Source organism: Desulfomonile tiedjei DSM 6799, from assembly GCF_000266945.1.
Taxonomy (GTDB): Bacteria; Desulfobacterota; Desulfomonilia; order Desulfomonilales; family Desulfomonilaceae; genus Desulfomonile; species Desulfomonile tiedjei.
The window spans coordinates 6,150,704-6,174,042 of sequence record NC_018025.1 but is presented as its reverse complement, the minus strand read 5'-3'; the positions used below and the strand labels follow the sequence as shown (position 1 = coordinate 6,174,042).

Here is a 23,339-nt window from a genome sequence, read left to right as displayed (position 1 = left end):
CAGTTCAAATCTGAATTTATTGAGTGCTTATATGCCGAGTTTGCCTGGATTCATGATGTCGTTGGGATCCAGGAATTTTTTCACTCTTCTCAAAAGATCCAGATATCCTGGACTGGCTCGCTGGTTGATTTCATTGGCAAAGTCGATCGGCGGCTTATAAGGGATGCCTCCGGCGTCCAAATCGACCTTGAGGCACTCAACAATTGCATGTCTTGCGTTTTCAGTCTCTTCAGCGCTCTGTTTGTTAAAAGGAATCATCGCTCTGAGCATTCCATAGTGAACGCCCCGATACATGCTCATGCGGACGGAAGGTGAAAGGTTGTGGCCGATGAGGATCTCTTTCCACTTATTATAGACAGGAGCCCAGACTTTGGCGGGAGTAAAGGTCCCCGGCCACGATATTCCAGCTCCACCCTGCTTGCAGTAATTCTTGGTAGAACCCACTACCTGACTGGGCAGTTGTGTTCTTCCCTTCAATGCCTCTTCCGGATAAACCGTTCGCTTGATGGAAGTATTCTTTTTCTGCTCTTCCTCAAAGACTGTCTCCCAGATTTCCGACCTTGCCTCTCTTTCCTTTTCGGTCCATGAGGTTGTAGTCGCAAAGCTAAACCACTCGGGAGCGCTATCGGGCTTGGGTTTGAAGGGATAAGGGATAGGAACCTGGGCAAGCCACCAGGAAACGGCTGTGAGATCGTCACAGATTTCATAGTTGCTTAAATTCAACATGTAGGAGTACATGTCCTCAACATTGTCGCACGACACGGTAAAGACTTTCAGAAGAGGGGGAATCGGATGCACACTGATGCCGATCTTTGTCACGACACCGGAGGATCCCAGCCATCCCTTAAAGAGGCCGTCGAGTTGAGGAAGCGGCAGACAACTGTGCCAGGCGTCGTGCCTGATGGCGCACGATCCTACCCTCACGAGCTCGCCGGTAGGCAAAACGACTTCCATACTCGTAATTTCCTGGCTGTTTAATCCATACCTCGCGTTCAACCCTCCAATACCGTGTGAAACGGCGCAAGCCAGGACTGAAGCCGAAGGAGGCCCGACCGGCCACCCGAATCTCAATTTGTGCTGGTACAAAGCGTCCGCCAGTTTTGCGTGGGAAACTCCGGGTTCGATAACAGCGACATGTGCTTCCGGATCTATGTCAATAATCTTATTCATCTTTTTTAGATCAAGAAGAATACCGCCGCGTTCGGGAATTGTAAGACCGCCAATATTTGTGCCGGCAGTGTACGGAATCACCGGGATCTTCTCTTTATTGGCAAACCGGAGAAGTTCCTGGACCTGCTCAACGGTCTCAGCCATGACCACATAGTCAGGCAGCTTGGGTTTTACAAAACTAAGGTCGTACGAGTAGGCATAACGAATGTGTCTCGCCGCGGTACAGTTCGATTCGCCGACTATCTTTCTCAGTTCCCTGAGCACAGAGTCGACATTTCCGACATCTGCTGCTGCGAAAACTTGTTCGTTCTGTGGACTGCTCAACTCAGACATTTTGACCTCCTTCCTGAGTTCTTGAAAGGGGAACAGCCAAGCCTATGTGCCGGGATGCTTATCTCACCGCTCACTGTTTCCGAGGAAGGAGGAACGTTCCCCTTCCTGTAGGGGCTCTCGACTTTGAGGACTAACCGCCGGAGCTTTGGATCTTCCGGCGGAGGCTGTCACAATTAGTCTGGACACTCGGCATCATGCCGAGCTATTTCTTATCATCGTCCGAGGGCAAAGAGGTGATAGTGCCATCCCACGTATCGACCTTTTTAGAAATCACTGCACCCTCTTTAAACCACGTGGAAGTTACGTTCTTTATCTCCGTGTAGAAACGTATGCCGTCTTTTCCCATTACGTGAAGATCGCCGAAAAACGAGTTCTTGTGTCCGGTAAAGCCGAAGATTCCCACAGGCACGGGAATGCCGACGTTGATTCCGACCATCCCGGCATGGGTCCGATACGCAAAATCCCTCGCATAGTATCCGTTCTGCGTATAGATTACGGACCCGTTAGCAAATTCGCTGGCATTCATAATCGCCAGACCTTCTTCGTAATCCTTCACACGCTTGACGCAAAGCACGGGGCCGAAGATTTCCTGATCGCCGCATGTCATACCCGGTTTGACGTGGTCGAGAATCGTGGGTCCAATGAAGAATCCTTCTTTGCACTCGGGTGGAACACTCGGATTTCTTCCGTCGAGCGCGAGTTCGGCTCCCTCTTGAACGCCTTTTTCTATCCAGTCGGTGACAAACCTTAGATGACCTGCATTCACCACAGGACCCAATTCCGTAGATTTGTCGTAGGCAGCCCCTATCCTTCTCTGTTTCGCGAGATTCTTCAGCTCTGCGACCAGTTCGTCAGCTATCGCCTCTTCTGCGCAGATAACCGGCAAGGCCATGCAACGTTCCCCAGCACAGCCGCAGAACGCATTGATAATGCCGTTTGCGGTTCGGTCAAGCTTACAGTCACGCAGAACAAGTGCGTGATTCTTTGCCTCGGTTAATGCTTGGACACGTTTTCCGTTTGCAGCGGCAGTCGCGTAGATATGACGACCGACTTTCGTAGAACCTACAAAAGACACTCCCACTATATCGGGATGTCTCAGGAGGATCTCAGCCTCATTTCTCCCGGCAGTCACAATATTGATAACACCTTTGGGCAGTCCGGCCTCATGCCACAGTTCAAGAATGCGCATCGCCGATTGGGGGACAAAACTTGCCGCTTTCAGGACCATCGTATTCCCGGTGGCCACACAAAGAGGGGCCATCCAACCATGAGGTATCATTGCGGGAAAATTCCATGGGGGAATGCCCGCAAACACTCCCATCGGATGATGATACAGGACCGTATCGTATCCGGAGGATATATTCATTACAGACTCACCCTTCATGAGGTGAGGTATGCCGCAGGCATATTCTACGACTTCATTTACCTTCAGGATGTCGCCCATGGACTCAGTCCAGGATTTACCCTCTTCTTTGCACAGAAGGTACGTAAGCTCTTCCAGGTGCTGATCCAGGAGTGCTTTCATGTGAAAGAGTACTTGAGCGCGCTTATTCGGCGGAGTATTGGCCCAGGCCGGAAAAGCCGCTTTTGCGGCGGCAATGGCGGATTCTACTTCGTCAACCGTGCATTGCGGCGCCCGAGCAATGACCTGGCCGGTTGAAGGGTTGTAGCAGTCCATATATTTCGTGGTTGTCGATTCCAGCCACTCACCACTGACACAGTATTTTAACCTGTAAGGGTTTTGCCCATTGTCCACCCGATACTTGACGTTCTTAAGCGCTGATTCCATAGGATGCATTTCATTCTCCTTTAAAGCTTCCATACTTGTAACCGTATAGTCATACTTGACTTATATATCTCTCCATGAAATAGCCGGACATGCCTGTCCCGGCTTCCCTAAAAGGCAAGACGACACACTATGATTGTTATCTTTTCAATCACTTGCGAGAGGTTTTTCGGTCGAGAAGAAGCAAACTCACTACATCGAACTCGCGAAAGTAAGCTACTCGACCACTTACTGAGCGTTTCCGCTATTCAGGTTGCTGGTTACTCTTGACTTGAATGAGGTACAAATCCCCGTTACCTACGTGCTTGAGAAAAAGCCCCAAATCCTCGAGAGTCTTTTGCGCTGCCAACGGAAGAGGTCGATCATGGTTCGATCCAATCAGTTGATCTTCACGATCTACCGTTGGAACGGTCGGGCCCACAAGCTGAAATTCCGAAGCGTCAAAGGGCGCGCTGCCAGCTCGCTTCGCCAGGTAATCTCCCACACGTAACACATGGGACGCCATCTCTTTTCTGACACCATTCACGTCTTTCCGTCTGAAACATTCTATGATTTTGAAGTGGTCATGCCCCACTTCATCGTAGAAATCGGGTCTGGGATTAAGCTTGATTTTCAGATCTGCAAGGAGGCTCTCAATGAAATCCATAATGAGAATAAGCAGGGGGTTTTCTGAGAACCTGGCAATATAATAATGGAATCCGATGCCTCGTTGATCTTTTGTGGGGTAGGCGTTTACTTCGTCATTCGTCATGATCTCTAATATACGAATGTCGTTCTCGGTAATCTTGGATACCGCTATCTGCGCCAGACGTGGCTCAAGAAAATAGCGAAGTGCTGTGATGTCCGCGACTGACACATTCTTGAAGTGGAGGAAATTCGTGAGACTGTGAACGGTGGTATTCATGTTTACTTCGGCGGCAAAGATGCCCCCTCCCGTTCCTTTTCTCGTCTCAATGAGCCCCATTCCCTCCAATACTCTCAAAGCTTCGCGCATACTAGCCTTGCTGACCTGAAACTGAGAGATCAGTTCCCTTTCGGACGCCAGCCTATCTCCGGGCTTGAATTCACCCTTTAAGATTGCGTCTCGGATCTGCTCGACGACATAATGTGATACTTTGTGACCCTTTTCGTTCGGTTTAAACATGATCCGGTCCACTTCGGCCAATAACAGTGAATGAGAGTCGACAGATCCTCCGGATCGGCGACAGTCAGGTGGCCAATATACCCTGGGTCGGTTCGGCCAATTCGTCCTAGGAAACGCGACTAACCTGGTGCGCGAGGCATCCAGTCAAACACACCGTCAGCGACTGAATTTCAGTCTGCCAACATGGATCGTTTATTTTTATAGGATGCGGGGGTTATACCTGTCAAGAAAAATCGTCTAATATTATGCTAATTAATAGAAGCCACACATTCGGTATGATTCCAGACCGTTCGCGCCATATCCCAAGTTTATGATGAATAAACCATTTGTATGCCCCTGTTGCCTCGGTGATTTTTTCACCTCTGATAGCGACCCCACAAGCACAGCCGACCATACAGGCCGCGTCGCGGAGAGATTTGATGTCCGGTCGGTTGTTTTTCACCCCCCCGACTCATACCAATGCGCTTTCATAGAACGAATATTGAGAAACCTGTTATTTGCCGATCTCGCCAAATCCCCTTCGCTACGAACGGCACCGCCTGACTTCGCTCCGGAGGCATGCCGGGACCGGACTTGCTCCCGCCAGTGGCGGGATTACTTCTTTGAACGCACATTAGTATCAGACCAACAAGAAAATAATCACAGGTTTTCGGAAGGTGCGCGAGATCATCTATCCATTTCTCGGACGCCCCATGTCCCTGCCCTGCCTGTTGCAATCGCATGAGTCCCGAATTCCCCTCCCCCCTTTGGGTTCATCTAAGGATTTCAAAGATTGGGATATTTGGAGACACCTTTTTTGAATGCGAACTCGCATAAGCAACGCTTTGAACGGCTCCCAATGCGATCCCAAGCCCGGCCAGGGTGTACGATTATAATATTATATCTTTATGATATTTTACTTGACAGAGTTGGCCGACTGAAGGTAGGTTGGTTGCGGTAGAAGAGCCATATAGCTTCTGCAAAACTAGCTGCCAGGAAAATCTAGCAGACATCGAAGCCTGCTGCCGAGTCGTCACAATTAGGATTCTGGCTGGAAGCAGGTAATCTACTCCAGCGGAGCCAATTAGCAACATCGTGCATATAGCGGCGAAGATCTGGGACCTGTGGCCTTGGAGGGCGCCGACTGAGAACTCGCCGTGTAAATCAACTCGTCTTATCCCTCAGATGGTTTCAGGTGTTCTCATGAAGAGGAATGCCATTCACGTGATCGAGTTGGGCTTGGAACAACGAGACCCAGAAGGAGAATTGTAATGAGAATTGACGTGGACGCTCTCAAATGTATTGGGTGCATGGCTTGCGAAATGGCGTGCGGCTATCACAGAGATGACGCCTTCGCTCTGCTTGCATCGTGTATAGTTGTTTATCGGGCTCGAGAAAAGAAAGATTACTTCGGGGTAGTCGTAAAAGAAGAAGAGAGCTTGACGATAGCGCGACCCGAGGGTGTTGAGATCAAGAGGATCGGTGTGGCTGAAGAAGCAAGCGATTCCGGGCCGAAGAAGGAGGCTGACGCCTCTGCGAAACCCATGCTGTTGCGCGAGCCCTGTGACCTCTGTGGCGACATGAAATACGGCCCCATGTGCGTCAAGATTTGTCCGGTCAATGCTATCTCGCTGAAGGATGAAGGAGAGTAGAATGGACTATCTATCATCGAATAAAATTCTGATTGTTGACTTGAATACGGGCGAAACTTCCGAAGAAGAACTCGATGACGATCTTGTGAGCCAGAAAATTGGCGGCGTCGGCATCACCAGTTCGCTATACGAAACCTATAAGGATAGAGATCCTATCATACTGGGCTCGGGATTACTTACCGGAACTCTATTCCCGGCTTCGGCTCTGGCCGTCATCTCAGCCAAGAGCCCAAGGACGGGTTATCTAACCCATTCCCCTGTTACATTAAAGGCCGGCATGGAGTTGAAGTACACGGGCTTTGATTATGTTGTCATACTCGGAAAGTCGGAGAAGCCTGTCTTCCTGTGGCTTCATGACGGGGTTGCAGATGTTCAGGACGCGTCGGAACTCTGGGGAAAAGATGTCTGGAACACCACCGATTTATTGAGAAAAAGTATGGGGGACGATCTCATCCAAACCCTGGTCATCGGTCAGGCTGGGGAAGAAGGCTCCGACTTGGCGCAAGTCTGTGTCAACTATTGGGCAAACGGCGACTGTTGGGGGTTCGGCAAAGTTTTTGGCAAAAAGAATCTGAAAGCTGTGGCGCTACGCGGTATGGGCTTACTGGAAATTTCCGATGCTGAAGATTTCGTCGACCAATGTTTCGAGATCTATGAGTCGATCAAAGGGAGCGCGCTTGCAGGAAAGCGCGGTGTTGAAGACATTCTTATAGCAATGGGAGAAAATGACGCCCGTGAATGGCTCGCTCCTGTTTTGCATCGGCACAGCGCCTGCTACAACACCCCCTACCCGACCAATACTTTCATATATCTGGATGAAGATCCAAAGATGCTGACAGAACCCGACAAGTCCGAACCAGGCTTCATGATCACCGACATAGAGGCTCTGTTGGCCTTGAAAAAATTGGGATTCTCAGCAGCGGACGCTGGATATGTTCTGAGGGCCTGTTCTCGCCGCGGCGTGGATCCGGCCGCTGTCGCCGAGATAGTCGGGAAATCAGGCCAGAAGGACCCCAAGGCTATCGAACAGTCTCTGGTTGGATTGCAGGGTACTGTTACGATTCCGGAAGGAGCCAAGTTCAGCTCGTGGGCACCAGAGCAACCTATTTTTGGCGATTTCGGTCCATCAGGTGGAAGCTCGACCAACGACTGGTGGACGAGAAGACAAGCGGTTGCCTACCTTTTCGGTATTCACCCTATTTTTGCAAATATGTCACCGGAACTCTCGGAAGAGATCATTCTTGAGATGATCAACAAGGGCACAGGACTCGAGCTGTCACAGGAGACTGTGGACCAGGTCATTGCAGACGTTTGCACTTAACGGCCGGTGCGCAGCGCGCGGATTTATACGAATTTGCATTCAAAAGATAAAATCTGGGAAACCCTTCTTGTAAGAAGTGTTTCCCAGACCCCTCCCAAGAACTTTTAGTACTTGCCCAAGTGCATAGTTTTTCTACTGAAAAACTATGCACTTGGGCAAGTACTAAAAGTTCTTGGGAAGGGTCGGGAACCTTTTTTACAAAAAAGGTTCCCGGATTTTACTGCTTTGAAAGCACATTGGTATGAACTCGGACGAGACCAGTCGCTGCGCTTAGGAACGCATAAATGAATCTTTACCACTCATATGCGTCCATCAACCAGAAACTGGCGCGCGGGATCCAACTCCGTTATGGAGAGGAAGAAGCGAGCGTGCTGCCTCGCGCCTCGCGGCAACTGCGTATTCCTCGCATCGGAGTTTACGCGGGAACAGGGACTTCACACTCGTGGCTTTGGTTCGTTGAGCTTTTCGACCGGATGTCATTTCATGAAGTCGTTTTCATGACTGAGGATATGGTGAGAGATGGCGTCCTGGAGCATCTGGATGTTTTCGCCATGTCGGGCGGAGACACCATCCGAATTGCGGAGGAACTCGGCCAAGAAGGAGGTCGCGCGATCGAGGCGTTTATTCGAGGAGGAGGGCTTTATATAGGGTCCTGTGCAGGCGCCTATCTCCCACTCAAATCTTCCAAGCAGCATCTCGATCGTTTCAACTTCGTCGACATAAAAATCGCCAACCTCTCCAAAACGAGACCCGAAGCCAAGCGAATGGGGAGAAAGGCGTCTACCAGTTATGGGTGCGATTTTGTGTACCATCCTGTTCGAGAAGATATTCGCCTACGGATGACAGGGAAGGAACCTTTCATTGGATTCGACACTTTCCTGGCCCCTTTGTACGGCGGCCCGTCAATGGTTACGTCCGGAGATTCCGAAGTCTTAGCCTACTACGACGGATTTACTGAAAAGACCCTGTTTCTGGTGGACGAATCGTTAGCGGAAGAAACGTTGTTAGGCAAAGTGGCCGCGGCCAGGACAGCCATGGGAGATGGACACCTTTACCTCTTCGGCCCCCATTTCGAGCATCCATTCTTTCCGATAGCCAACCACATGGTCGCCGCGGCCATATTCTGGGACATGAAAAAAGGAAGAACAGGCAGGAGTTATTCCGGCTCAGAGTTCATCCTTGAGGGTCCGACAAAACAAAAACTGGTTCGCGACATCAAACGTGAGATCAGCAATTCACGCATTGTAGCGGTGGGGCTTGAAGGGGCACCTGTCCAGTGGCTCATCGGCTGCAAAATCTACGAGCCGGAAAAGATCAGAGTGTTCCTTGAGGCAATATGGAAGCGGATCAAGACGCTGGAACGTTCACGAAGGATTTGCGCTCAGCCCGAAGCATGTGAAGTGGTTGTAGCCACCGCTTCCAGAGTGACACATCTTTTGAGGCAGATGAAATCGAGGATAGACGACTATTCGGATACACAGGATCTGGCAGGGGATCTTTTCGATTCTTTACGCAGGTTGACAATGGTTTTTCTACAGATTTATTTTGACTCCTTCTGGACACAACTGGATTCTTAGATCCCCTGAACGGCACCTTTCTTCCGAAGCTATCAACAGGAGTACATGTTGGACCGATTACGATTAACTCTCCGGCGGCTGAACATAGGAAAGAGGACCAAGCTTTTGCACTCCTACCGAGGCTTGATAATCACCGCTCTACTGGTTCTGCCGATACCTGTTCAGCCGGCATGGTCCGCTGACCCAACCCCTTCATCCTCTTGGTTTGTCGATATGAGCCGATTCTTGAAATCAGCCCATGGATCTTTGACATGCGAGAGATGCCACATCGAATTGACGGCCCAAGGCAAAGTCCATCCCAATCGTGAAGATCCAACGGCCATGAAGAAGGTTGTTGTTCGGTCTTACGATTACCAGCGTTGCGCTTCATGTCATCCCGAGGCCTATAAGCGCTTCATTGAAGGAGAGCACGCCAAAGAGCTGGCAAAGCAGAAGCAGGCACAGTCAGAGGGACAAGAGCAGCCTCCGGCGAAGTTGGCTCCTACGTGCGGAGACTGCCATTCTTCTCACTATGTGCAGTCCAAGCGCTCCAGAGTTGAACTCGGAACGCAAATGATAGAAACCTGCGGCAAGTGCCACAAAGCTCAAGAGGCCAGCTACCTCAAAGACATCCATGGCAGGATGGGGGTCTTTCTCGAAAAGAAGGCATCGGCATACTGTACGGATTGCCATGGAGCCCACACGTGCGAGTCCCTCAAAGACAAAAATAAGGCCTTGGAGGCATGCCGGCGATGCCATAAAGACGCCACTGTACAATTTGCGGGTATCGTCATTCACACCGGTAAAGAGGATATCTCAAAGAAGAATCCGGAGAAGCAGGCCAGTATGGCCTTCGTAGGGACAATCAAACCGATTGCCCAAACTATGACCATCATTCTGCTGGTATTTTTTGCCCTGCAGACTTTTGTATGGATACTCCGAGAGCTCCACAGGAAATTGAGAGGGCGCTGACATGCGTGATCAAACTGTCGAACCGGAAGCTTACTGGCGCTTTAACGTCCTTCACAGGGCAGTGCATATTGTCGTAATGTTCGCGTTCGTAGGGGTGGCTCTGACCGGCTTTTCCCTGGCATTCAGCCCTGTGGGTGCAGCTCGGACATTCGTATGGTTTCTTGGAGGAATCGACAGCGCGCGATATGTGCACCGTTTCTGTGCAGTGGTTCTCTATTTGTGCGTAGTCGCAGAAGTCCTTTGGATAATGTACTTCAAATTTGCCTTGCGTGGAAAACTCTTCGGCCCTGATTCCATCTGTTTCCGTCTCAAGGATCTCAGATTCTTCCGCGATCATATGGGGTATTTGTTAGGTCAAAGCCAAACCCCTCCTCCATTTGAACGTTTCACATGGTGGGAAAAATTCGATTACTGGACGCTTTTCCTGGGAATGCAGAGTATGGCACTCACAGGTGTTTTCTTATGGTTCCCTGAGTTCTTCTCCCGTTTCTTTCCAGGCTATTTCGTCAACATAGCCCAAGTCCTTCATTTTGATGAAGCGATTCTGGCAGTGCTCTACAAATTCTTTATTCATACATCGGTCCGTCATTTACGGCCGGAAGTGTATCCGGGTGACTGGGTTATTTTTACAGGAAAAGTAACCAAAGAAACCATGATGAGAGCCCATCCCGGGGAGTGGGCATCGTTGAACGCTCCTCAGCAGGGTTCCGCTATCAGCGACCAACAAACGATTTGAAAGAAGAAAACGAGTCAAGAGTCTTATGAAACCAAGGATGCAAACTTCAGCAGTAGCAGTATGCGCTCTAGCGTTTTGGTTCATGGCTTTTTGGATGGTCGGGTCTTCTGTAGCTCAACAGCAGCCACCCGGCCAGCAGCCATCCGAGTGCTTGGACTGCCATCGTCAACGAAATCTGAATGCTAACGAGGGCATCTTATCGTCCCAGCGATTCTGCTACAATTGCCACCAGGACCCCGGTTCTCACGGAGACTTCCGCGCCTCCAAAGTTTCATTCCAGGTGAAACCTGAGTATTTTCTCAAGTCTCCACATAGATTCGTGGCATGCATCCAATGCCACACGAGTGTGGCCCAATCGCCGCATCGTTCCTTATCCGGTGTCCAGTGTTCCGGTTGCCATTCCCAAATTAGCGGATCTCCGGGGACCCATGCCGAACACCAGCGTGTACGATGTGAAGCGTGTCATACGGATTCACCATTCGTTAAGCTCGACGTGGCAAATAATGAGGTGAAGCTTTCACACACAAACGCCAAGCAGGTTCCGATAAGCCTGGCAGAGCACAAAGTAGCCGATGTGACCCGGGAGGATTTCTGTACAAAGTGCCATGTACCGAATAATCAAGTGGGCGCTCCGACCATGGTTTTACCCTCAAAGAGTTTTGTCTGCATTGCCTGCCATTACTCTCCGATGAGTATCGGTAACCCGGTCTTTTTACTGGCTATCATCGTAGCGTTAATGGGCATTGTCGCGACTGTTATCTTTTGGTTCAGGGCTGGTGTTCAGGGCGAAACGACTTCTGTGCACAAAAAGATTCAACTGGGCTCAGAGGTTGTTTGGAGCAAGGTATTCTCCAGAGAAATTTTCTCAATACTCAAAACCGTGTTCTTCGACATACTCTTGCAACGCAGGATACTGGCAAACGGCGTAAGCCGCTGGCTCATACACTCGCTCATCTTCTATTCGTTTTTCGCCCGTTTTGCACTCAGCATCCTCACTCTCTACCTCCAAAAGTTTTCTCCTGAGGGTGAATGGACACTGACGCTCATCAACAAGGACAGTTCCTTCGTCGCCACGTTCAACGATCTGACGGGAGTCTTCATCCTTGTGGGTGTTGTCTGGGCAATGGTTCGCCGCTTCATTACGAAGCCTGAATATGTGTCTACACAGGAACAGGATACCGCTGCGCTTGTGATCATCGGACTTGTTGCATTGTCAGGCTTCATGCTGGAAGGGATGAGATTCGTTATGGGACAAATCCCGCCACAGATCACGTTGTCAGCCTTCGCCGGTTATGTGATGTCAAGGCTGTTTTCAATTATGAACGTAGGCTGGGAGTCGATCTTCGGATACATGTGGTACATTCACGCTCTGCTATGGGCTCTGTTCATCGCGTACCTGCCTTTCGGCAAGCTGAAACACATTTTCACCACTCCCTTGAGCCTTCTGCTTAATTACAAAAAAGCGTAGGTATAAAAGAAAGAGAATGTAACATGGTAGAGACGGATTCCACAGAAATAACCCCTGAAAACTCAATTGTACCGGCTCGCGTTATCCCCTTGGACCGACTGGAGATGAGGCGTCTGGTCCAATTGGACGCTTGCACCCGCTGCGGAGAGTGCTTGAGATGGTGTCCGGTATTTGACCAGGACGGCCGAGAAGATATTCTTCCCCGTCAAAAGATTCTCGATTTTCTCCATATTGTAAGAAACCAGCAAAGTCTTCTGAATGCCATACTCAAGAACGGGAAACTGCCTGAACCGGCCAAGTGGCTCATAAGAAAAGTATTCAGGCTCGATGAAATTAACGAGGATGATGTACGTCGTTTCGCACTTAATCTGTACGAATGCTCGACGTGCGGGCAGTGCCAGGTAGTGTGCCCCGCCAATATTGATACGGTCAATCTTTGGGAGAACATTCGTGAACTGATGGTTTCCGCGGGGTACGGCCCTCTTGAGCCACAAAAAACACTGGCCAAGAGTGTGAAATCGTACGATAACCCATGGCAGCAACCTCGTCAGGGGCGGGTCAAATGGGCTCGCCGCGCAAAGAAGGATAATCTCATACCCGAACTGCCACCCGATATAAAGAAAACCAAGAGCAAGATTCTTCTGTTTTTCGGCTGTACGGCAGTTTACGATTTAAACATCCGTCAGATCGCAATCGATACCGTCAACGTCCTGGACATTCTGGGCATCGACTACGGCTGCCTGGGAGAGAACGAGAAATGTTGCGGGAGTGTTCTTCTCCGGATGGGAGATCCGGAGTACGAGCGAATCGCGTCGGACAACATTAGACTTCTGAACGGCCTCTCCATTGATACTCTTGTTACTTCGTGCTCGGGATGTTTCAAGACCATAAAAGAGGATTATCCGAAAGTGGGTAAGCTAAAATTTGAAGTACTGCATACCGTTGAATTTCTCCGTCGGCTGATCGAGCAGAAGAAACTCAAATTCGAGGTTCCCGTTGAAAAAGTAATAACCTACCATGACCCATGTCATCTCGGGAGAGCCTCGGGAATCTTTGATGAACCCAGAGAGGTCATCCAGGCCATTCCAGGCCTGGAACTGGTCGAAATGCCCCGACATGGTCCGTATTCCAGATGCTGTGGTGCCGGCGGAGGAGTCAAGGCCGGTTTTCCCGACCTGCAGAACAAAATGGCGCAGGCAAGGATCAGGGAAGCCGAACAGACCGGGGCCAGTGAATTGGTCAGCGCGTGTCCTTTTTGCTATGCCGGTCTTCAAGTCGGTATCGGCGCTTTGAGTTCACCCCTGGTGATGAGAGATATGACGCACCTGGTGAGAAGCGCTTTGAAGAAAGAGGAATGATTCCCGAGAGCGTGATCCTGAGGAAAGGCCGTCCATTTCAATGAACAGCGGCTATGATTATCGGAAATTTGTCTACTGGATTGAAGAGCCCCTCTTTAGTGATGTGAAGACAAAGATCGAGGCTCGCGGGATTTCCTTACGTGAAACCAAGAAAGCGGTTTGTATTCCATTATCAAAATCCGTACAAGCTGGTTATGTCTTACCGGAAACCTGGGGGCGTTTCGAGCTGTGCAAAAGGCAGTTGTCATGGTACCGTTCATCGAGTTACTACGGCAAAATTCTGCTGGTTAGCTCCCATGATCTCAATGACTCTGCAATGAGCGCTGAAATTATCATACGCCGGAGCGCGTTCAAACCCTCGTCGCTTCCATTGACTGGGGAAAAGGCTCGACTGATTGAAAGGCTTAGTTACCAAAACGCTCGGCCGGACGAGTGGAACAACATCGAATCACAAGAAATTGAAGAGAAAGAGCGCTGGTTAAAGGTGATGGGATTGAGGGGTGTGAAATTTGAAGACCTATTTGTGTCACACTCCGCAAATCATGCAAACTTCATAGAACCCGTTTATTTTGTTCTTGAGGGAGACGAGCGCGTCCCCTATTCGATTTGTAAGACCTCCCATGTCTGCTCTGCCTGTATGGAATGGTACAATATCATCGGAGGTTCATTCCGGAAAAAACTCGTTGTGCCCTGCCCTGGGGCGGTGTTGTTTGCAGGGCTTGTAACAAACCGTTACTATGAGGTCACGCAGTGCGCCTCCACTTGACGGCGCCACACTGTCACGACCCATCAATAAAAGTCGCGGAATCGAGGAACAATACTATGAAAAGAGTCGCCCTCGCTCTTTTTTCCCTCTGGTTTGGCCTAATCGCTATCGGCACGGCTAATTCGCAAGACAAGTTAGACCAACCGATACGAATGGCATACTTACAGAACGACATTCATCATCTTCCTCTTTGGATCGCAATTGACAAGGGATTCTTCAACGAACAGGGCCTTAAGGTTAACATAGCGGGAATCTTCCGTTCCGGGCCTGAGGTGATGAGCGCTTTTTCCGCAGGTGCCATTGATATGGCGTATGTAGGTGAAGCTCCAACGGTTACCGCAGCCGCCAACGGCACTGTAAAAGTGGCCATTCTGGCACAAGTCAACACTGAAGGCTCGGCCATCGTCGTCGGAAAAGATTCCCCGATTGCGGACATATCGAGTTTGAAAGGAAAACAGATCGCTGTTCCCGGATATTCCACTGTTCAGGATTTTCTGTTACGAAAGGCTTTCGGCGATCCCGGTTCAGACCGAAACGGAACCAAAGTGACCGTGATCAAACCGCCTGAAATGCTAGGGGCGTTGAGAACAAACCAGATAGACGGCTTCATCGCCTGGGAACCTTATCCTGCGCAGGCGGTAAGAATGGGGATAGGCAAAGTACTCGTTTCCTCCAGTGATATATGGAAGAATCATCCTTGCTGTGTCTTAGTCGCAGACAAGCGATTTGCGGAAACAAATGGCGCAAGAATAAAGAAGATTGTTGAGGCTCATCAGAAATCCATCGATTTCATCCGTGAAAAACAAGATGAAGCCGTCGGCATCGCCGTCAAATATACTGGTCTGGATGAAGAAACCATCAGAAACGCAATGAAGAATGTAACCTATGTCTCAAGCCTCAATGTTGAGGGTCTCAGAGAATATGTTAAATTCCTCAATGGATTAGGCTACATCAAGTTGAACAATCTCGAGTCTTTCATAGAAAAGATCGTCTATTAGGTGTTCGAGACTTCCAGAGAAGTTGAGATGTATAATGTGGCGTTATCTTCCGGTTCTGCTTCTGCTATGCCTTTGGCAAATCCTGTGTTCCCTTGGAACTGTTCCGAATTACGTTCTTCCGTCGCCCATTGAGATCGTGCAGGGCCTCGGGACACTCCTGACTACAGGGATGCCGCCGGGTCATCTGCTTTATAACCATATTCTGTATAGCCTCTATCGTGTAGGCTGGGGCTTTTCAATAGCCTGCGTTCTGGGCATCCCCTTGGGGCTGCTCATGGGTTGGTTTCCATGGTTTCATCGAGTATTTAGCCCAATTATCGAAGTCATCCGCCCAATTCCGCCCCTTGCATGGATTCCCATTGCCATAGTGTGGCTGGGCATAGGGATGAGATCGGCAGCATTCATAATTTTTCTTGGCGCATTTTTCCCTATCCTCCTGAACACCGCGTCCGGCGTTTTGTCCGTCAGTCCAATTTTGATAGACGCAGCCAGGACACTCAACGCTACCCAAAAGGACATTTTTTTCAAAGTACTGGTACCCGCATCGTTACCGTCCATTTTTGTCGGCATGCGAGTAGGAATGGGCGTGGCCTGGATGACTTTGGTTGCTGCAGAATTTTCCGGGGTCAAGGACGGATACGGTTTGGGTTTCATGATTATGACCGCGCGCGACATACAAAGACCCGACCAGATCTTGGCGGGAATGTTGGTTATCGGTATGATTGGTTTTATCATCGACTGGTTATTCAAAGCATGGGAATCCAAGACCAGAAGATGTGTATAGAGGTGGTTGAGAACAGTGCATCTTGAACTAATCGGACTCGGAAAGATTTTCGTCGATGCAGCACAGGGCACAAAAATCCCTGCCATCTCTTCTATCGATCTCCAGATAGAGCAAGGCGAGTTCGTCTCCATCGTCGGACCCAGCGGATGCGGAAAATCTACTCTGTTAAGGATCGTTTCGGGGTTGGAGAAATCTTTCGAGGGCAAAGTCCTATTGGACGGACAAGAGGTACTAAGGCCTTCTAACGATATTGGGCTCGTCTTCCAACAATACGCTTTATTCCCGTGGAGAACCATGTGCGAGAACATCGAGTTTGGACTCGAGATCATGGGAATGGTCAAAGAGGAGAGACGAACAATCGCAGAGAAATATATTAACTTGTTCGGCATGCAAGGGTTCGAAGATCGATATCCGTGCCAGCTCTCCGGAGGCATGCAGCAGCGAGTTGCGATAGCGCGCACTCTCATCATGAATCCCAAATTGGTTCTGATGGATGAGCCGTTTGGCTCCCTTGACAGCCAGACTCGCAACGATATGCAGGAATTTCTCATGGATTTGCGGCAGAAACGAAACGACACCATCTTATTCGTCACTCACAATGTTGACGAGTCAGTCTTTTTGAGTGACCGGATTGTCGTTCTGTCCAAAAGACCGGCGAGAATCTTGCGGATATTCGAGCTCACTGCTCCGCATCCGAGGGATCGGACGAGTAAAATAGCCAACGATATCAGGCGAGAGGTGATTGGAATCCTCAGACAAGAGAGGAATAGCCATTCTCCCATCAGGAACTGATACCGATTCGCAATCGAGGCAAAAAGCGGGGAGCCTTTTCTGTAAAGGGGTTATATCGTTAGCTCAAATCCGAATTGAAAGCATCGGTTCATAAAGTGGCATATGTGATCTTTGCATTGCGAACAGCCTCAGTAGGGGCAGGTCTCGTGCCTGCCCTTCCCGAAATGACCGGCACGGAGGCCGGTCGCTACTGGGCATCCACAAGGGATGCCCCTACCGATGGGCGTCGGCTGTGGTCACGAGACCAGAAACCCATTGCCAGAATTCCTAATTGATGAACAGAGAAAATAGTCCACTGGTCAGCGCATCCTACAGGTTCCAGCGCTTTCAGGTTTCCGCAAGTCGGAGGTAAAGACAGATGCTTGCCCATACAATAACCGAAATCCAGAGCCTCGGGGTTCAAGTCGCCATAGAGTCGCAAAACAGAAAGGTCGGAGCAGGACCGGCGGAAGGCGGTACGATCATACTCGACGGCATTCCGGCTCATGTGCCTTGCAGCGGCAACTTTGTATCAAGATCTCCGTACGCCTTACGCTTACTTGACGGAGAATCCTGGCTTGTGAAAAACGGAGAGTTGATCCTGCCCGCAACGATCAAGCGAAGACCCAGATTCTATGACTATGAGACGCAGGATCAGGTACCCTATTCCAGCATTGCCCTATTTCACGGAAAGAATTGCGTGGCTTCGACGGTCCGTCAGACTTGCATATACTGGAATTCTGACAAGAGATGTCAATTCTGCGGCATAGAGTTGTCCCTGACCGCCGCCCAGACCACAAGAATAAAAACTCCCGCCCAATTGGCTGAAGTAATCCACAAAGCAATGGAGCTGGATTCGGCATCTCACGTCGTTCTGACTACTGGAGCATTTCTCCCGTCAGGAGAAGAAATTACTTATCTCGGAAAATGCGCAACGGCCATCAAGAAAGTTTGCGATCTGCCTATCCATGCTCAGTTTCTTCCACCTGACGATGCAAGCAGACTCCATGAGCTGAAAAGAGCCGGAGTGGATACTGCAGGCATTCATATAGAAAGTTTTGACATGGGAGTACTCGCCAGGTTAGCTCCCGTGAAATCCGCTATCGGTCTTGAACGGTATGAAAAAGCCTGGAACTGGGCAGTGGACGTTTTCGGGTTCAACCAGGTGAGTAGTTTTTTGCTTGTGGGTCTGGGTGAACAGGAAGACTCTGTAATTGAGGGAAGCGAGTTTCTTGCAGATAGAGGAGTCTATCCATTCGTCGTGCCATTCCGTCCAATACCCGGTTCATTGATGCAAGATTGCGAGACGCCGAACCACGAAACCATGAAGCGCTTGTACACCTCCATTGCTGGAATTTTAAGAAAAAAAGGTCTTTCTGCTGCGAGGTCTTTGGCGGGTTGTGTACGATGCGGAGCATGTTCTGCCTTGCAGGCTTATGAACTGGAGACGAGGAAAGAGTTCACCTCCCGGCCGATTGTAACCGACGACGAACTTACCGTAGCCCTGCAAATTCGCAACGATGTTTTTGTGAAGGAACAGGGTCTCTTTGAAACCTCGGACCTCGATGAGAATGATGCATCGAGCACTCATATCATCGTAGAACATGACGATCGGATTCTTGGGACCGTACGAGTCTTTCCCGAAAAAGGCGGCCCCAATCAGTGGATTGGGGGAAGGCTTGCAGTCCGGAAGAAACACAGGGACAATCATGTTGGAACATTGCTGATCCAGGAAGCGATGCGTTACGTGAAGAACCGAGGTTGCACACGATTCACCGCTCATATACAAGAACAGAACGTGCGTTATTTCTCACTGCTTGGCTGGAAAGCCATAGGACCCGTCGAGATATACCATGGTAAGCCCCATAGACTCATGGAAGCGGATCTCGACAGAGTCTGATCGACCGAACTCCACAGAAGATGGAACACATGACAAGAGAAACACCGATCGCCCTCCTTGCTGATAGAATACGCAATTACAGTGGACTTCTTCGCAAGCAACCCATTGAAGATGTCTTTACGGAATTGGTCTTAAAAGGACAACCCGGGCTCGCACCCCCTAATTTCGGCGATGATGCCGCGGTAATTCCATGGAAAGACGGTTTCTTGCTGTTTGCTGCTGACGGAATCATGCCCAGGCTATTGATGAATGAGCCGTACGCGGCAGGTAAAGCCTCGGTAATGGTTACGGTAAACGACATATATTCTATGGGCGGCCGTCCTTTGGGTATGGTCAACGTACTCGCCAGCGGAGATGAAGATCATCGTCGTAAGATAGTCCAGGGCATCCGAAAGGGCTGCGAAAAATTGCAGGTTCCTATGCTGGGCGGACATCTGCACCCGGATGCCGCTCCCGAAGCTCCCGCTTTAGCTGTCGCTATTCTGGGTTGGGCGCACAAAGTCCTGCATGGCTATACAGCTCAAACAGGAGATAACCTGATTCTCGCAGTCGATCTTAGCGGCAAGGCCGGGTGTCATTCGGTAACCAGTTGGGACGCTAATTCCGGAAAGAGTCCGCAGGAGCTGATCTATCGGCTGGAGTGCCTGCCCATGATCTCGGAAAGGAATTGGGCAAATGCGGCAAAAGATGTCAGCAACGCAGGTATTGTGGGTACCGCCTCGATCATGATGGAAAACTCGGGGAAAGGCGCTGAGATTATTCTCGATTCCATTCCGACTCCCTTGGAAATCGCTTTCTCGGACTGGTTGTTTTCTTTTCAAAGTTTCGGCTTTATCTTGTCCGTTCCTCCCCGTCACTCCGATCAAGTGATTGAGCTCTTTCATGAAAGGAAAATAAACGCGGCAGTAATCGGAAAAGTAATTGAGGAACCCAAAATCACGATCGTACAGGGATCGGACGTGGAAACCCTCTTTGATTTTACGAAAGACAGAATCACCGGTATTGTCTATCAACCACAGTCTGCACATTGATAATGAAGAATCGAGAATAATCCACAAAAAACTTGCTGTGACAGTAACCGTTTGCTTACGTATGGAATGCGATGCAGCCCTGAAGAGGCAACCCGACGGTAGCCGTGGGTGTCAGAAACTGTCTCAAAAGTCGTATATGTAAAAAAGTCGTGGCACGACATCCTTCTTCCCGGCAATGAAGAAAGTGTCTCAAAATTCATGAATGGGCAAAACATCGTGCCACGATTCGCCATCCGAGTAGGGGCAGACCCGTGTGTCTGCCCTCATTTGGGCGGACTCGCAGGTCCGCCCCTACACTCAGGCAGGGAAGATAATGAGAATTTCGTGGCACGATTCTGAGCGTCAATACGGTCTTGAGACACTTTCCGGAAGCCGGCACCCACCAATTCTCCTATCCTTAATCGGACGTTAATTATGGCAATTGTTATGAAACGGCATGAAATCCTAGTTCAACGATTTCATGACGCAACCGGTGTCCTCCGGCTTAGGCAAGAGATCTTCACCGGGGAATATCTTCAACGGGGTCAGCCGTCGATATCTCTTTCCGCTTCTTGAGGCTTGATCTGACGATCTGCCGAACACCAACGGGAACACAGCCTGGTGATCGCCCGGTCTGAATGTGGTGGGTCCTCCGGGTAGTTCAACTCGTAATCCCTCCAGCGCCTTTGCAACTGAAGTCTTGTCGGTTGTGCCGGCCTTCTTGACGGCCTCAGCGTACATGATCACAGAAGCATAGGCTGTATAAGCCGAATATGACGGAGGAACCTGCGAAGAAGAGAGGTTCATGTACTCGGCAATGAATTCACGATTGGTGGGGCTCTCATTGGCTCCCTGCCAATAGGGTGTACCGAACCATACACCAACAGGCATATCAAGGAATCCCAAGGCCCAGAATACTTCGACTCCTCCACCCACTACACAGATCACGTCCTTACCTTCGAAGAACTTCTCGGCGTTGGCCTGCTTGATAAAGTCTCGCAAGTTGTTTCCCCACAAAGAGACCAGAACGCCTTTGGCTCCCGCGGCATTAAGCTTCTCGATATACGGCTTCCAATCCTTGGTTGCCATAGGGGAAAAGTTAGGATTGACAAACTTATAGGGCCCAAGTTCGCCAAGGTACTTTTGAAAAAGATCCCATGTCTCCTGGCCGAACCCGTAATCAGGACCGAGAGTGGTCCATGTGTCAGACTTAAGTTCCGATTTTGCCAACAGGGCTGCACCCTTTAACGCCTCTCTTGTAGACCAGGTCATTCGAAAGACCCACGGACTGCATTTGGAGCCAGTAACTTGGTCAGCCATTGCATGTGTGATGATTAGTGGTGTCTTGAGCCGATCCATCTCAGGGGTAACCTTGAGCGCCACGGCACTTGACACTATTCCCACTATTGCGTCTACCCGGTCTTTTGTAACCAGTCTTTCGACTGCTTTCAGGCCTGCATCCGGCTTCGCTTCCGTATCAGCCTTGATTACTTCCAGGTTTCGTCCCAGCAATCCACCCTTCTCGTTTACTCGTTTGACTGCAAGGCGCACCCCTTGTTCAGCCACTTCTCCGAATGTGGCCATGGGGCCGGAAAAGACGTGGGCCAGACCGATTTTCACAGTGTCACCGAATGCAAAGACTGGGATCAACAGCATGATCATAGCCAAAAAGGATGATCTTTTCATACTGACTCTCCTTTCACTCGATTTTTCTTTGGGTGACTCGCAGTAACGATGTCATGCAATCTCCTGCAACAATGAATCGCACCACATATCAACCCAAGCGTTCCCTGGGTCCAACTTCGATTCAGCCGCTTAAAACGGAAAAATTCGATGTCGTCACTCCGCTGACTTTCCCGTTTGTAAGGCTCTTTTGGGGACCTTTCTTCTCTTGTCCCGGGTCGTCGGTCTTTCCGAACCGGAACGAATCCAGGCAATAAGCCTCAATTCGACTTGTGAGAGGGAGGATGGTGAATATCCGCTTGGTTCCTATCTCCGGTCCAACGGTTATTCGACATTCCGACGTCTCCATCATGGTATGATGAATCGATAAGCCAACTATGATTTTTGTGGGAGCTGCTGGCGGAAAAGAATGTTCTCGCGAGAAATCTCATTTCAGGGGATTCACGCTGCGGTATCCTTTTCTTCGAGGTCCTTTGGTTCAAGTCCCGTCTAGAGGACCGTTTCACCTATTCGGAAAAAGGCTCCCATGTGTCTCCCACAAGACCTTACCAGACAAAGCTGTGGTCATATCTCTGAATAAGCCTCTGTGGTAGTGTTCCTCAAGGTAACTCACTATCAACCCGTGAGTCAACTCAAATGTTCTGGTTAGGTTCAACGAAAACGGCACGCCTCTTACCATCGTGATTGCGTAAGATCACTCGAAGGCGTCTCTTCACATCTTCCGGGTCTTCCATGGGACGTTACTCCCATAAACAAGAGAGATCGTTGTTTAGATGCATGAGGCAATTCGGACCCCACTCTGAAAAATCCAGAGAGGATCGACTCGAAAGCCTACAAAAAGACTGTTTTTTGTCTTGACAGAAGGGTCCGCCTCACACTACGCTTCTTCATCTTTGATGGTAATAGAATGAAGTGCTTCTTCGAAAACCATTTTGATTTTTTTGGATTGCCTTGTGTACACTCTAACTCGGTATCACCGATCTACGACTTAAGGAGATTCGAATGTTGACCCCAAACAGAATCCTGTATTGCTCAGATTTCTCCGAAAACAGCGAACGAGCCGGGAGAATTGCATTGAGCTACGCTAGAACCTTTGAAGCAGACTTGCTGGTCGTCAATGTCATCAACATCAGATTTCTTCAACATCCGGCGTTGATTGGTCTTCCGGTATACGGCGACGCAGTTGATTCAGTGGAAAAGAGAGCTGAAGAACAGTTGCGAGAAATTAGTGAAAGATTCAAACGTCAGATGCCTGCTGTTCAAACGTTTTCAAGAAAAGGCATCCCCGGCGAAGAAATCTTGAAACTTGCAGAAGAACAATCCGTCGATCTGATCATAATGGGCACTCACGGCAGGACCGGCCTGAGCCATTTGCTTGTGGGAAGCACTGCGGAGCATGTGGTTAGAATGGCCAAATGCCCTGTGCTTACCGTTAAGTCTCAAGATTAGGAAAGTCCTGATCTAACGTTAGAGGTGAGATGAACTCAGCCCCACGGATTGATCCGAATGCCTGACAACTCTTTCTTCTCGGGGGGAATTTCGCCGCAACGTCACAGAGGAGCGACTTTCTTGATACATCCTCATTGACGGATTCTCCCCGAGACCCAATACGACGCCTGAAAAATACAGCCTCAGACATGAATGACCTATCGGCTTCCTTACAAAGCCATGAATCTGCAGGGAAGTCATCAACGAACCGGGAGATGTCGTCCTTGTTTCCCGTGCCAAGGAAGGAGCGGGAAAATTTGACAACCCACGGTGATTTTTTTGGGGAGAGGCACGAAATTTGCATCTTTTTGTCCCCTGAGGAATAGTTCCTCTCGCAAAACAATCGATGATCGGCTATGATAAGAAAATGAAGAGTTCCCTGATTCAGCATTAGTTTATCTCAATCGGGCATCCCACATGCCGGGCAAACCTGCCGCTCGCTACACAGCTTTCGAGCACGCAAT

Annotated in this window: 18 protein-coding genes; 14 read left to right on the top strand and 4 right to left on the bottom strand. The window is 49.7% G+C overall.

What is annotated here, in order from left to right:
* Positions 1 to 27: 27 nt before the first annotated feature.
* The 3 genes from DESTI_RS26560 to DESTI_RS29530 all read right to left on the bottom strand — a co-directional run bounded on the left by DESTI_RS26560 (position 28) and on the right by DESTI_RS29530 (position 4,433).
* On the bottom strand, positions 28 to 1,503 hold the full coding sequence (locus tag DESTI_RS26560) for an FAD-binding oxidoreductase (protein WP_014813045.1): 1,476 nt from the start codon (positions 1,501 to 1,503) through the stop codon (positions 28 to 30).
* A gap of 202 nt (positions 1,504 to 1,705) precedes the next feature.
* Positions 1,706 to 3,292, bottom strand: coding sequence for a CoA-acylating methylmalonate-semialdehyde dehydrogenase (locus DESTI_RS26555; RefSeq protein ID WP_052316157.1), 1,587 nt, complete (start codon positions 3,290 to 3,292; stop codon positions 1,706 to 1,708).
* Positions 3,293 to 3,533: 241 nt separating this feature from the next.
* Complete coding sequence (locus tag DESTI_RS29530; protein WP_014813043.1) at positions 3,534 to 4,433, bottom strand: FadR/GntR family transcriptional regulator; 900 nt, start codon at positions 4,431 to 4,433, stop codon at positions 3,534 to 3,536.
* Between the two features lie 1,250 nt (positions 4,434 to 5,683).
* Between DESTI_RS29530 and DESTI_RS26540 the strand changes: the two genes are divergently transcribed.
* The 13 genes from DESTI_RS26540 to DESTI_RS26480 all read left to right on the top strand — a co-directional run bounded on the left by DESTI_RS26540 (position 5,684) and on the right by DESTI_RS26480 (position 19,725).
* Positions 5,684 to 6,064 carry a 4Fe-4S dicluster domain-containing protein gene (locus DESTI_RS26540; protein WP_014813041.1) on the top strand — a complete coding sequence of 127 codons (381 nt, stop codon included), beginning with the start codon at positions 5,684 to 5,686 and terminating at the stop codon, positions 6,062 to 6,064.
* Between the two features lies 1 nt (position 6,065).
* Positions 6,066 to 7,385, top strand: a complete 1,320-nt coding sequence (locus tag DESTI_RS26535) for an aldehyde ferredoxin oxidoreductase N-terminal domain-containing protein (RefSeq protein ID WP_014813040.1) — start codon at positions 6,066 to 6,068, stop codon at positions 7,383 to 7,385.
* 284 nt (positions 7,386 to 7,669) lie between these two features.
* Positions 7,670 to 8,962 carry a BPL-N domain-containing protein gene (locus DESTI_RS26530; RefSeq protein ID WP_014813039.1) on the top strand — a complete coding sequence of 431 codons (1,293 nt, stop codon included), beginning with the start codon at positions 7,670 to 7,672 and terminating at the stop codon, positions 8,960 to 8,962.
* Positions 8,963 to 9,187: 225 nt separating this feature from the next.
* Complete coding sequence (locus DESTI_RS26525; protein ID WP_157212284.1) at positions 9,188 to 9,913, top strand: cytochrome c3 family protein; 726 nt, start codon at positions 9,188 to 9,190, stop codon at positions 9,911 to 9,913.
* Between the two features lies 1 nt (position 9,914).
* Positions 9,915 to 10,649 (top strand): formate dehydrogenase subunit gamma, encoded by a 735-nt coding sequence (locus tag DESTI_RS26520; RefSeq protein WP_041286521.1) that lies wholly within the window; start codon positions 9,915 to 9,917, stop codon positions 10,647 to 10,649.
* A gap of 25 nt (positions 10,650 to 10,674) precedes the next feature.
* Complete coding sequence (locus DESTI_RS30385; protein ID WP_014813037.1) at positions 10,675 to 12,117, top strand: respiratory nitrate reductase subunit gamma; 1,443 nt, start codon at positions 10,675 to 10,677, stop codon at positions 12,115 to 12,117.
* A gap of 23 nt (positions 12,118 to 12,140) precedes the next feature.
* Positions 12,141 to 13,475, top strand: coding sequence for a (Fe-S)-binding protein (locus tag DESTI_RS26510; RefSeq protein WP_014813036.1), 1,335 nt, complete (start codon positions 12,141 to 12,143; stop codon positions 13,473 to 13,475).
* 40 nt (positions 13,476 to 13,515) lie between these two features.
* Positions 13,516 to 14,241, top strand: coding sequence for a hypothetical protein (locus DESTI_RS26505; RefSeq protein WP_014813035.1), 726 nt, complete (start codon positions 13,516 to 13,518; stop codon positions 14,239 to 14,241).
* Between the two features lie 56 nt (positions 14,242 to 14,297).
* On the top strand, positions 14,298 to 15,239 hold the full coding sequence (locus tag DESTI_RS26500) for an ABC transporter substrate-binding protein (RefSeq protein ID WP_014813034.1): 942 nt from the start codon (positions 14,298 to 14,300) through the stop codon (positions 15,237 to 15,239).
* 34 nt (positions 15,240 to 15,273) lie between these two features.
* Complete coding sequence (locus tag DESTI_RS26495; RefSeq protein WP_014813033.1) at positions 15,274 to 16,023, top strand: ABC transporter permease; 750 nt, start codon at positions 15,274 to 15,276, stop codon at positions 16,021 to 16,023.
* A gap of 15 nt (positions 16,024 to 16,038) precedes the next feature.
* The gene (locus DESTI_RS26490; RefSeq protein ID WP_014813032.1) at positions 16,039 to 16,815 is read left to right on the top strand and encodes an ABC transporter ATP-binding protein; all 777 of its coding nucleotides are present in this window, start codon (positions 16,039 to 16,041) and stop codon (positions 16,813 to 16,815) included.
* A 358-nt stretch (positions 16,816 to 17,173) separates the two neighbouring features.
* On the top strand, positions 17,174 to 18,694 hold the full coding sequence (locus tag DESTI_RS26485) for an MSMEG_0568 family radical SAM protein (RefSeq protein ID WP_014813031.1): 1,521 nt from the start codon (positions 17,174 to 17,176) through the stop codon (positions 18,692 to 18,694).
* A gap of 29 nt (positions 18,695 to 18,723) precedes the next feature.
* Positions 18,724 to 19,725, top strand: a complete 1,002-nt coding sequence (locus DESTI_RS26480; RefSeq protein ID WP_014813030.1) for an AIR synthase related protein — start codon at positions 18,724 to 18,726, stop codon at positions 19,723 to 19,725.
* A 444-nt stretch (positions 19,726 to 20,169) separates the two neighbouring features.
* Here the strand turns inward: DESTI_RS26480 and DESTI_RS26475 are convergent, their stop codons facing one another.
* On the bottom strand, positions 20,170 to 21,390 hold the full coding sequence (locus DESTI_RS26475; protein WP_014813029.1) for an ABC transporter substrate-binding protein: 1,221 nt from the start codon (positions 21,388 to 21,390) through the stop codon (positions 20,170 to 20,172).
* 999 nt (positions 21,391 to 22,389) lie between these two features.
* Here DESTI_RS26475 and DESTI_RS26465 point away from each other — a divergent pair.
* Positions 22,390 to 22,836, top strand: coding sequence for a universal stress protein (locus DESTI_RS26465; protein ID WP_014813027.1), 447 nt, complete (start codon positions 22,390 to 22,392; stop codon positions 22,834 to 22,836).
* The last annotated feature ends 503 nt before the right edge of the window (positions 22,837 to 23,339 follow it).